This is a genomic window from Cytobacillus horneckiae (assembly GCF_002835735.1).
Lineage (GTDB): Bacteria > Bacillota > Bacilli > Bacillales > Cytobacillaceae > Cytobacillus > Cytobacillus horneckiae.
Genome location: NZ_PISD01000026.1, coordinates 1 through 11,794, shown reverse-complemented (window position 1 = coordinate 11,794; position 11,794 = coordinate 1). Strand labels below are relative to the sequence as shown.

At 36.5% G+C, this 11,794-nt stretch carries 13 protein-coding genes; 2 read left to right on the top strand and 11 right to left on the bottom strand.

Features of this window, described 5'->3' with window-relative positions; genetic code table 11:
* Positions 1-86 precede the first annotated feature (86 nt).
* The 4 genes from CWS20_RS12395 to CWS20_RS12380 form a co-directional block, all read right to left on the bottom strand.
* Positions 87-905, bottom strand: coding sequence for an alpha/beta fold hydrolase (locus CWS20_RS12395; RefSeq protein ID WP_101226316.1), 819 nt, complete (start codon positions 903-905; stop codon positions 87-89).
* A 41-nt stretch (positions 906-946) separates the two neighbouring features.
* The gene (locus tag CWS20_RS12390; protein WP_066194745.1) at positions 947-1,369 is read right to left on the bottom strand and encodes a VOC family protein; all 423 of its coding nucleotides are present in this window, start codon (positions 1,367-1,369) and stop codon (positions 947-949) included.
* Between the two features lie 761 nt (positions 1,370-2,130).
* Positions 2,131-2,769 (bottom strand): PadR family transcriptional regulator, encoded by a 639-nt coding sequence (locus CWS20_RS12385; protein ID WP_066194743.1) that lies wholly within the window; start codon positions 2,767-2,769, stop codon positions 2,131-2,133.
* A 169-nt stretch (positions 2,770-2,938) separates the two neighbouring features.
* Entirely contained in the window at positions 2,939-4,156 is a 1,218-nt protein-coding gene (locus CWS20_RS12380) for an MFS transporter (protein ID WP_066194741.1), read from the bottom strand.
* Between the two features lie 219 nt (positions 4,157-4,375).
* Here CWS20_RS12380 and CWS20_RS12375 point away from each other — a divergent pair, with 219 nt between their 5' ends.
* Positions 4,376-5,323, top strand: coding sequence for an arsenic resistance protein (locus tag CWS20_RS12375; protein ID WP_066194739.1), 948 nt, complete (start codon positions 4,376-4,378; stop codon positions 5,321-5,323).
* A gap of 103 nt (positions 5,324-5,426) precedes the next feature.
* Here CWS20_RS12375 and CWS20_RS29420 read toward each other — a convergent pair whose 3' ends face one another.
* The 5 genes from CWS20_RS29420 to CWS20_RS12355 all read right to left on the bottom strand — a co-directional run bounded on the left by CWS20_RS29420 (position 5,427) and on the right by CWS20_RS12355 (position 8,760).
* Positions 5,427-5,801, bottom strand: a complete 375-nt coding sequence (locus tag CWS20_RS29420) for a CotD family spore coat protein (protein WP_276328310.1) — start codon at positions 5,799-5,801, stop codon at positions 5,427-5,429.
* A gap of 291 nt (positions 5,802-6,092) precedes the next feature.
* Positions 6,093-6,581, bottom strand: coding sequence for a class I SAM-dependent methyltransferase (locus tag CWS20_RS29180; protein ID WP_326135321.1), 489 nt, complete (start codon positions 6,579-6,581; stop codon positions 6,093-6,095).
* 21 nt (positions 6,582-6,602) lie between these two features.
* A complete protein-coding gene (locus tag CWS20_RS29175; protein ID WP_326135325.1) occupies positions 6,603-6,743 on the bottom strand; it encodes a class I SAM-dependent methyltransferase in 141 nt (46 codons plus the stop codon).
* 106 nt (positions 6,744-6,849) lie between these two features.
* A complete protein-coding gene (locus tag CWS20_RS12360; protein WP_066194737.1) occupies positions 6,850-7,842 on the bottom strand; it encodes an HD domain-containing protein in 993 nt (330 codons plus the stop codon).
* Positions 7,843-7,929: 87 nt separating this feature from the next.
* Positions 7,930-8,760: a class I SAM-dependent methyltransferase gene (locus tag CWS20_RS12355; RefSeq protein ID WP_066194736.1), complete on the bottom strand. Its 831-nt coding sequence runs from the start codon at positions 8,758-8,760 to the stop codon at positions 7,930-7,932.
* Between the two features lie 86 nt (positions 8,761-8,846).
* Here CWS20_RS12355 and CWS20_RS12350 point away from each other — a divergent pair, with 86 nt between their 5' ends.
* Positions 8,847-9,428 carry an LOG family protein gene (locus CWS20_RS12350; RefSeq protein WP_066194734.1) on the top strand — a complete coding sequence of 194 codons (582 nt, stop codon included), beginning with the start codon at positions 8,847-8,849 and terminating at the stop codon, positions 9,426-9,428.
* A 105-nt stretch (positions 9,429-9,533) separates the two neighbouring features.
* Here CWS20_RS12350 and CWS20_RS12345 read toward each other — a convergent pair whose 3' ends face one another.
* Entirely contained in the window at positions 9,534-10,967 is a 1,434-nt protein-coding gene (locus CWS20_RS12345; protein WP_411814293.1) for a DHA2 family efflux MFS transporter permease subunit, read from the bottom strand.
* 64 nt (positions 10,968-11,031) lie between these two features.
* A complete protein-coding gene (locus tag CWS20_RS12340; protein ID WP_066194732.1) occupies positions 11,032-11,601 on the bottom strand; it encodes a TetR/AcrR family transcriptional regulator in 570 nt (189 codons plus the stop codon).
* Positions 11,602-11,794 lie beyond the last annotated feature (193 nt).

Genomic DNA, 11,794 nt, shown 5'->3' with positions numbered 1-11,794 from the left:
GCATAAAATTTACAACCATCATTTCCTTCTCACCGTAATCTCACACAACGTGCATAAAAAAATAGGCTAATTATTTATTAAAATACTCAATTAAGGTAATCTTCCATTCTATCTAACCATTCATTTATTAAAGTATTAAAAATATCCGGCTGTTCAATTTGGAGATTGTGGTCAGATGTATCAACGACTGCAAATGTACCGCGAGGATACTTATTGATTATTTCAAGCGCATCGATAAATCCTACTGAAGCGTCTTGTCTTCCAAGAAGAAATACGGAGGGCTTTTCAAACTTTGATTGATCAATTTCAAAAGAAAACTCATAATTGCTTTTAACCTTTATTAACAACTGTTCGTCTGCCAATTTACTTCCTGCTTGAATTTCATTTTTATAACGCAGCCAACTATCCTCATTAAGAACAACATTAACATGCTCAAATTCTTCTTTTTCCTGATTGGATAAAGTTTGAATAAATTGATGATCAGTTTTCAATACTTTATGTTTATCAATCCTTCTATTTTCAATCTTAGGAACTATTAGAGGGCATATAAATGCTGCACCAAGGACATTTTTTTTGCACCTTTCAATGATTCCCCTTGCAATATAGCCTCCATACGATTCTCCAGCAACTAAGTAATCTTCATTTGAGAGCTTCAATTGAATAAACTGTAATACAGCATCCAACATATCATCTGAAGATTCTATATTATTATATCTTTTAGATCGCCCCATTCCTGGCAAGTCAATGTATATCCGTCTCCACCCGTTTCTATTAGTAAATATCGGTTCCATGCAGCCAGACATCACTCGATGATCTAAAGAGAAACCATGCAGCATAATAATTGGTTTACCTTCCCCAAATTCTTCATAATGTATTTCAGCTTGAGGAACTTTGCAAACAGCCAAAGGAATTCCTTCTTTCTACATATAATTTTAAATTGTAATCTTTATACTTCAAACTCCCACTGCGGATTCCATACTACCTCCCAAAGATGTCCATCTGGATCTTGAAAGTGAGCTGAGTATCCTCCCCAGAAAGTGTCATGTGGAGGGTCTGTAATTTTAGCACCAGCGTGTTTAGCTTGCTCTATCACTATATCTACTTCCTCCTTGCTTGATACATTATGTCCTATTGTGCATTCTGATGGGCTTGGAGGAGTGAGATGAATCTTTGCTTCATATGCAATATCTTTTCTATTCCATAGTGCCAACTTCAAACCTGCTTGTAAGTCAAAAAAAGCGACCGCTCCATGTTCAAATTCTTGACCAACTATGCCTTCTGTCGTTAATCCGAGACCGTCTCTGTAAAATTCTACTGATCTGTCCAAATCATCTACACCTAAAGTGATAACAGTGATTCTTGGTTTCATTTATAAGAACCTCCTAGATAAAAAACATCATTCGAATTTTTTAAAAAGAATGCTACATCAAGAAATGATTAATTTCCTAGTACAGCTTTAATACTGAATCACAAAGCTTAATTCTTCGTTCCGCTACGCCTTCATAGAAAAAACTCAAGATTCCATCCATCGAAACTTCTTGTTAAACCCTGTTTTTAATCCATTGATGAAGCAGTTCATAGCTGTCTCTTGTCTGATGACTAGGTTCCAAATGAATCATAGAGCATTTTTATGTACAGGAATAGAAAGTAAAGCCATTCCAATATTCCCACTGCTATCCCAAGCCAATATCCCTATTTATTATGGGAAGGTTTCTCCTTCAGTAAAGGCTCGGATGTAAATATAGGGGTTAACTTTTTAGCTTATTGATCTCCTGGACATAATACGAGAAAGCCTACTATTTTTGTCTCTTGTATTATTTTTATCTCCATAAGACCATCTCCTCATCGTAGAAATTCTATAAAATATTCCATTTTCCTTTTTTCTATTTTTATATAATTCCTGCTAAATGGTCTTCACAGAATTACTTTGGAGACTTTATATATATTGAATTAAATATTTTTTATCCTCTTCAGTAGTAATTTTGATTTTTGAGATTTGTACGGACTACGATTACAAATCAATCACGTTTTTGCGTTGGCATAGTTCCCATAGTAATTTTCAACTTAATTTTGAAATAAACAACTGGGAACTACCATTATTCACTTTTAACCATTGATTTCTATTCTTTTTCAAATATCTAAAGCATTAAAAAAATAAGCTGAAAGTTGGTCTGATACATCGGTGTATTGAAATTCAGTTTGCTTATTCTTATCCCATAGGAATTTGCAAGACTCCACCAGCTGAATAGTTTCTTCACACCAATTTATATACTGAACTTCTTGCTGAATCCCTCTTTTAAGAACGGCTGCGCTTATAATAATTCTTGCTTTCATTACATTACGCTCTTTAATGCTCATAAACCTTTCCTCTACCGCGTGTTTAATTTTTTCCAGCCTTTGCTCACGTCCCTTTTTATACATTTTCAGTTTGAGTATAACCTCATCTGCTGGAATATGATCCATGAAAAAAGCTTGCATTAGAAAAGGGTCTTTAATTTTTGGGGGCTCTGGGGGAGTGAGCAGCCAATGAATTAACACTTCCTTTCCTTTGCTTGTAATGGAATAAATCTTCTTATCTGGCTTGCCTTCCTGTGGGATTGATTGGCTTGTAATAAATTTTTCTTTTTCCAGCTTATTTAATTCAGGATATATTTGTGATAAATGCGAATGCCAAAACACTCCCATCAAGTCGTCAAATTCCTTCTTAATATCATAACCACTAGCATCCCATTCACTTAACAACCCTAATATCCCATAACGTAACGACATAAATCGATACCTCCTTCTACTGCTCAAACTACTATTAATCTTACTACTACTACATTAAACTAAATTCACCTTCAACCTTATATACCTTTCATGTCTTTCATGCTTTTCATTTCTTAAACTTCTATGATTTATATATTGACTACATCTTGAGCATATTGGTACCTGTCACCTACAAATTTCGACATTCCCGATGTTTTCGATTTTCTAGGGAGGGGGAGTATATGACGCCGATTAACCCTAGTAGGATGAGACAGCCGGATATGATGATGATAGTTTGTTGGACACCTACTATTTTCAGAAGGTAGCCGATGATGATAACACCAGGAAGCGCCATGGAGCTTGTAATCATGTTGTATAGGCTGAATGTCCTTGTGTAATGCTCTTCCGTGATCGCGTTTTGAAGGTATGTAACAAATGTGACGTTAAAACAGCCTATAGCAATCCCTTGCAGAAAAAATAACGGGAGAATAATTATCCAGCTTGTTAAAAAATACAACCCTCCAATACCAACCGCGATTATAAATATTGGTGATAGAAAGAGCCATTTCTTTGCTAATTTATCATATAGTGTGGGTGCAAGAACTGCTCCTACAGCGATGCCGCATAGTGATGCTGTTCCGATAAAGCTTAAATTCTCTACTCCTGTATGTAACACCTCGGTTAAAAATGAAAGTAATATTAAATCAATCGTTGTGACAAGTAACATAGCGAATGTCAAAAACAAAAATAAAAACTTTAATGCAGGTATATCCATGATATACCTGACACCGCTCTTCATCAACTGCCATTGGCTATGAGCCAACGATGTTTCTTGCTTTACGTAAGGTTTTATTTTTCTAATAAATAACAGAGACAGTCCGGCTAATGAAGCAGAAATAGTTAATAGCAAGATAGGCTCTAACGAAAGTTTAATCAAGAAGGCTGTAACAATTTGGCCAGCAATTTTCACTCCAGTATAGCCTATCTGCAAAATGCTATTTCCTTTTGAACGCTCATTTTCATTTAAAATATGAGGTATCAAAGATTGATTTGCAGGTAAAAAGAAAAGACTCAAAATACTGTTAATAACTAATAGAAGGTAGACCCATTGATAAGAAATAATTGAATGAATGCATACAAAAATAATAAGAACTGAGGCTTGCACCAAGTTCGAATAAAACATGACCTTTTGCAATGTTTGCGTGCTAATCCACGCCCCTACTGGCAAAGAAAATAAAGCGATGGGAAGATAAAAGGCAATATAAAAAATTGTAAATGCATGATTTGATTCAGATTCATTTTCGAGCCATTTTAACAAAGAAAAAAACATAACAGAGTCGGCAAACACGCTAATCATTCTACTAATAAACAAATGACGAAATGCATGATTATTTGTTTTAAATAGCATATATATCCATCCTTTCAAAATTTTTATTTTCATTCTAATCCATATATAAACATTTGTATATAAATATTTATATAAAATCCAAAAAAAACACCCCAGATTTAATCATTTAATATTTTCTTTTATCCTAAAACATCGTATAGTTCTCATATCTAGTCTAATTAAAGCATTTATTGTAACATTGTATTTAGAACGAATGCCGGTCATTTGAAGGGAACAAACATGAGTCTTATAGAAAAATTTCAAACCATTATTATACTAATAGCCGTTTTTATCGGTCTTTTACTGGGGCAATTTAATTTTATCCAACAGCATGCAGAATCACTGATTATACCATTCTTAATTTTAATGCTGTATGGACTGTTTTTAACCACTCCATTAAAAAATTTGAAGGATGCTTTTAAAAATATTCGCTTTCTTAGTGCGTCAACAATAATCAACTTCGTTTGGACACCTCTTTTAGCATGGGGGCTTGGGGCAGTTTTTCTTGCAGATCATCCTGCATTATGGATTGGCTTCATTATGCTGATGGTGACGCCATGTACGGATTGGTATTTAGTATTTACCTCGATTGCTAAAGGAAATGTGCCGTTATCCACATCCGTGCTACCAATTAATTTGATTTTGCAGCTTGTACTTTTACCGGTGTATTTATTTATCTTTGCTGGAACTATTGAAACAATATCCGTATCAACTATTTTCGAAAGTGTCATTCTTGTATTAATTTTACCGTTCACACTGGCTCATTTAACACGTATCGTATTGAAAAAGAGGGTTACACTATTAAATGCTAAAGTCATCCCGTTTTTTGCATCATCGCAAATCATTTTTCTCTGCCTTGCTGTTGCAGCGATGTTTGCTTCTCAAGGATCTTACTTATTCAATAATCTTGAGCTTATTTCCATCTTGTTCGTGCCAATATTATTGTATTTTTTCATAAATTTTATCGTAGCAAAACTAGTTGGCAAGCTGCTGAAATTCTCATACGAAGATGCAGTTAGCCTAAATCTCACCATCATTGCCAGAAACTCTCCTGTTGCACTTGCTATTGCCGTAACAGCATTCCCCGAACAGCCAATGATTGCCTTAGCACTTGTGATTGGTCCATTAATTGAGCTGCCTGTGTTAGCTGTAGTTTCACAAGCTTTGCTAATGATGAGAAAGAAATAGCAAGCATGAAAATAGCAGGTTTCTGATGTATTACAAACAGAACCATATCCTACAATAACATTAAAGGCCTATCCAGCTTAGCTGGATAGGCCTCTGTTATTGCTTACCACCCAAATGGTCTTTTTGGTCCACAAGGATTACATGGTGGGCAAGGATGGTGCGGCTTTCCACACATCACATGCTGCTCTTTAATATCATTAACTACAGATTCAGTATGCGGGAAATAGTGTTTGTGAGTAGTCATGTGTTTGTTGACGTTTGTCGTATGGCTAGGGTGAATATGGGAAACTTCAGTGTTAGACACATTCGTTTTCACATATTGCTTTGTCGGTGAGACTTGAGTTGGCCCGGTTTGCGTCGGCGATACTTGTGGTGCACAATACTGTGGTGCAGTTTGTCCATAGCCATTCCCATTTCCCCATGGATTCGCGGAAGCACCCGCCACTTGATTAGAATTATTCCATTGTTTGTAGTTCACGTTAAGACCTCCATTTTTATTTTATTCCTTAATAGGGTATGTACCACAGGGATAAGTTGTCTATTACAAATACCTATTTTAGGAAAACTTCTTAAAAAACATCGGTTAGTTTTAACTATTGTCTGGGCCATTTACAATGGAATTGCAGCCACCACTTTATCTACCAAACACTCTCATTGAACAGCAGATTCCTTTTTATTCCGCTGAACAGCTCTTATCTCGCTTCTTTCACGGATATATAAGATTAAATTATGTAGATAATTTCAAAGCACCACTCCAAATATTTGTAAACTATCTTTCACTACTATCTTCAGATTTCCTGCAAACGTATACCATCTGAACACTGTCTTTTGTAATAAATCGTTCATTCCAATCTTTGTATATATGGACAATGTCAAATCCATGACTGTTTAATAACCGCTGCATTTCTTTTGGAAAAACATATCTTAAGGTAATGCGGGTGCTTATATCTTGCTGACCGTCTTCTTTTCTTATCGTTGTATAATGCTGCAATTGATTGAGGGAATCATACTGACTAATGGTATATACATCTACAGATTTTCCTGTTAGTTGATTCTTATAGGTTCTCCAGTATTCCTCTGTGGTCGGCTGCAGCAGTTCTTCTGCATTTGGGAATCTCGTTTCAAAAATAAAATAGCCGCCCGTTGCTAAATGGCGTTGGACCGATGAGAGCAGAGCATCTTGCTGTTCATTTGTTAGAAAATGTTGAAAAGAATTGCCGACAGAAAAAATCAACTCGCTTTTAAGAGGCAAATCCAATTCGGTACAATCCTGCTGAACCTAATCAATAGCCAAATTAAGAACTTCTGCTTTCTGCTTAGCCAAGTCAAGCATTCCTTTATGGATGTCGACGCCGATGATTGTATGGCCAACAATTGCTAGCGGGATCGTTGCCCTTCCCGTTCCACAGGCAAGATCAATGATTGGGCCTTAACATCTTTCAGCCCATTTTAATAGAAATGGAAGGTCTTCCTTGTAATTTCCATTTTCTGTATCATATAAATTCGGTCGATCATATTCTTCAAAGTTATATAATTTCATTGTTATTAACCTCATTTACTTTAATATAAATGCCTTTGCTTGCCTTTTCATAGGCTTGGTCGTTCATTGTCTTTACTTTGTCTGATATCCTTGATACAGGAATAAGTTTCTCTTCAAGAGCAACATCAGGATCTATTAATCTAACCTTCTTTTTCATATGAATTTGATAATCAGTTTTATTTTCTTCTACTTGAACGTCTTTAAGCTCTTTTAATAAACAAATGATTTCCTCATCTTCACTGTCCCTTAATTCTGCTATTACTTGTTTGTCTTCCTTGAGAAAATGATGTTTTGTAATTATTCCCTTTTCTATTCCTTTTCTCAATATTTGCGCCAGCTTAAAATAACCATAAACATTAAGCGGATGTAAAAAGAAATCAATCACCTCTTTATAATAGGCTGCAACAAACCATTCTGCAGCCTCAACCTTCCTAATGCACAATCTGCCATTCACCACTTTTAAATTCTGCAAAAAGGTGCTGACTTCTTCCATACTGATTTTCCCATATGAATACATATCCCTGAGCGTATAATCTATTCGATCGGCACATAATGCAGGTAACGGCTGTTCCAATATCGTCCATTGTGAGTCATCGAATAAAATATCTTTATAATTGTAGCCATAATCCTTTAAAATGTCAGGAATATCAGACTTAGTAATAACTTCTTTAAAAATAAATTCATGATAGTCCTCATTTTTATAGTTTAATACATCATCCACAACATGTGAGAAGGCAGTATGTGAGACATCATGCAATAAGCCTGCAATCTGTTCTTCTATCTTTCCTCCCAGCTTTTTAATTAAGAGCATCACGCCAATCGAATGCTCATATCTGGTGAGATTCCAACGCTCATTTACGAGATAGCTCGCGCCTCCTTGATGAATGCCCTTTAACCTTTGCACTGCCTTGCTGTAAATCAGCTTTTCGAGTACCTCTTCTACTACAAACTCACCGTATAATTCATCATTCAGTTTCATCTAGTGCCCCCCAATTCACTTTAATTATATACTTGTGCTCGATGGGAAAAGCTCCCTTAAAATGCCAAGGGAGCTTGTCTCACATTATTATTCTGCAGTAAACGCATAGACTGATAAAGGAGTAATTTCATTCATTACGCGAAAATCCTCTAATATTGACATTTGTGATTGAATAAGCAGCTTGAGCTTTTCTGGCATTTCTCCTATTTTGTCCAGCTCATCATTCAAATCTGTAACTAACTTATTTACCTCCCATTTTGCATCCTGGAGATCTGGAGAAAAAATAATATGCTCTTTTAAAATCTCCCAGCCGGCAGCACGTACAACTGATTGAATATCAAATGGTGTAAAAAGCGACCGGATATTGGCATCACTTTCTTGTTTAAAAGATTCGTATTGAGCTTGAATGAGCACGGATAACAGATGTGGGTATTGTTCTACTGTACTGATTCTTGTATCCCATTCAGCAAAGCAAAGCCGCCATCCCCATTTCTTTACCTTCTTCATCACTGCAGAAAATTCTTCAATTGATTTTAAATACCAGGAGCAATGTGAAAAAACAATATGGTCAAAAGAATTTTCAATAAAATCTATTTTGTCGGTCAATATGTCCATACTAAAATCGACGTGAATTCTATTTCCAAGTCGTGATTGCAGCAAGTATTCCATCGATTCTCCTAATGTGATGGGAGAACCATATAGTGGCGAAGCAATATCAATACCATGCACAAATCCCTTCTCTCCTACTAAGTAAGCAAGGACAGCTGTTGTATCTCCTTGGCCACAGCCGATTTCAAGAACTTTATCTCCTTCTTTAATGTTCCAAAATTCTGCTAATTTTAACCGATGTGCTGTTTGTACTCTTTGTATATTACCGCTTGTCGCCATACACTCTGCAATATGATCGACTTGATTCATGACTCCACCCGCCGCTTCAATTTATTTGAATTTTTGTTATACTTTAAATAAGTATAATTCATTTATGCACCAGGGGGTAGAAAAAAATGAAAGCAATTGCAGTCTTTTGCGGTTCTAGTAATGGCGCACTTCCGTCTTATAAAAGAGGAGCCGAACTATTAGGAAAAGAATTAGCTAGAAGAAATATCGCACTTGTCTATGGCGGCTCAAGCATCGGTTTAATGGGGACAGTCGCAGATGCTGTTCTTGAAGAAGGCGGCAAAGTCATAGGCGTCCTTCCAAAATTTTTGCGGGATAAAGAGATCGCACACCCGCATATTACTGAACTCATCACTGTTGACTCCATGCATGAGCGAAAGCAAAAAATGGAGCAGCTGGCTGATGGATTTATTATTCTGCCAGGTGGGTCAGGAACATTAGAAGAGTTTTTCGAAGTATTTACGTGGGGTCAGCTCGGTCTCCATCAGAAGCCTATTGGCATATTAAATATTGATCACTACTATTATTTATTAATCTCCTTTTTCACACATATGAATGAGCAGCAATTTCTACAAGATAAGTTTGTAAAGATGGCATTGGTTGATTCCAACCCTGCCCACTTAATTCAGCAGTTTTATACTTATTCTCCTCCCGAAGTAAAGACATTTTTAAAAAAGAGTCAAACATAAACCGAAAGAAGAGTTGCCCTTTTTGTGGCAGCTCTTTTTTAGTTAAAAGAAAAAAGAGCATATCCAATAGCCGTTAAACAGCATATTGAATATCCTCATCTATTATTAAACCTTCACTCGTTTTACAAAGAATGAAACCATTAATCCAATGATTGAAGCTACAAAAGCGAATAAGAAGGCGTTTTGTACGCCGGCTGTCATTGCTTCTGCCATTGCATTTTGATCTGTTGATGCTGCAGCTGCAAGGTATCCGTTTTGTCCTGCAGCCATGATACTAACAGCAACCGCAGTTCCAATTGCTCCAGCAATTTGTGATAATGTATTCATTATCGCAGAGCCATCTGGATAGTAACGCTTCGGCAATTGGTTTAGACCATTTGTTTGCGAAGGCATCATAATCATCGCCACACCGATAAATAATATCGTATGCATCACAATCACTGTTACCGAGCTTGTTTCAGTTGTCACTTTAGTAAATAAAAACGTCATGACAGTTGTTAAAATAAATCCAGGAGTTACAAGATATTTAGGACCGAATTTATCAAATAATCGTCCCGTTATTGGTGACATAAAACCATTAATGAATCCCCCTGGCAATAGCACTAATCCAGCCGCCAGCGCTGTCATTAACAGGCCGCCTTTCAAATACATCGGCAGCAGGATTGCTGATGACAAAATAATCATCATGCATAAGAACACCATTAATACCCCTACTGAAAACATAGGAAACTTAAACACCGTAAGATCGAGCATAGGTTGCTCCATTCTGAATTGGCGAATTGCAAATAATATTATGCCTATTGCTCCGATAATAATCGGCAAGAGTACGGTTATATCTCCCCAAGATCCAGCACCTTCACCTGCACTGCTAAAACCGTAAACAATTCCGCCAAATCCAATAGTCGATAAAATAATTGAAAGTACATCTATTTTCGGCTTAGTGATCGTTGAAACATTTTGCATGAAAATAAGTCCAAAGATGAGCGTAAATAATAAAATCGGCAAAAACACCCAAAATATGGACTGCCATCCCCAGCTGTCAACAAGAAGGCCTGCCAATGTCGGACCAACTGCAGGGGCGCACATAATTACAAGGCCCATTGTTCCCATGACCGTGCCTCTCTTATTAGGAGGGAAAATCAGTAAAATGACATTTGTCATTAATGGTAAAAGCAAGGCAGTGCCTACCGCTTGTACTAAGCGTGATAGTAGTACGAACTCAAAGTTCGGTGCAAACGCACCGATTAATGTTCCGAGAATTGAAAAGGTCAACGAAGCAATGAATAACTGCCGTGTTGTAAACCATTGTAATAGCAAACCTGAAACTGGCACTAAAATACCTAATACTAATAAGTAGCCTGTAGTTAGCCACTGCACGACATGTGCATCAATATTAAATTCTTCCATTATATTTGTAAAAGCCATATTTAATGCCGTCTCACTAAAAAGACCGATAAAAGCACCTATCATTAAGGCGATAGCGATTGGCACAGGCTTAATTTTCACCTGCACGGCTTGTGTATTTGCTGATTGTTCCACTTTTAATTTCCCTCTCAATCTTTTTTAATTAGACCAGTCTATATAATTTAAACATATGAAACAATTACTTTTTTAAAAGTAATTGAATGCTTTCTGCTGCTAAGTATAATGGCGCCCCATTTTTATTCGCTAATGATCTCGTAATCGCGCCCTCAATCATACTATTGATGACCGTACTGATTTCTTTAGCAAAGGTGTCTTCATACCCTTGTTGAATCAATTTGTCACAATAAAGCTTTTCCCAGCCTTCAAAAGCGGATAAGCAGGCTGTCCTTAACGGCTCGCTAAATAATGATGTTTCTGCTGCCATAAGACCAACTGGAAGCGATTTGAGATTCTCAATATCATCAAACTTCTTTGCAATAAATTGTATATGATACTGAATACATTGAACTGGATCATCAAACAAGGAAAAATGCTCCCTCAGTTCTCCTTCTATTAGCCGTGCCATCATATTGACCGCTTCAATGGCGAGCTGTTCTTTGCCGTTAGGAAAATGATAGTAGAGAGAGCCTTTTGGTGCACCACTTTCTTTTAAAATTTGATTTAATCCTGTAGCGTGATATCCCTGTATATGAAAAAGCCGAGTTGCCGCCGACAAAATATTTTCCCTTGAGTCATTTTTTGAGCTCATCATCGTACACCTCTAAAAAATTATAGTGACTGGTCTAGCTAATTCCATTTTTCTATCTTAAATCGCTTGATCACTATAGTCAATAGTAAAAATACACACACTTATTGGAAAATGGCATCATCATCTGGAGATTGCACATATCCGATTGATACTGACATATTAATTAAAAGCAATAAAAAAGCAGCCTGCAGGC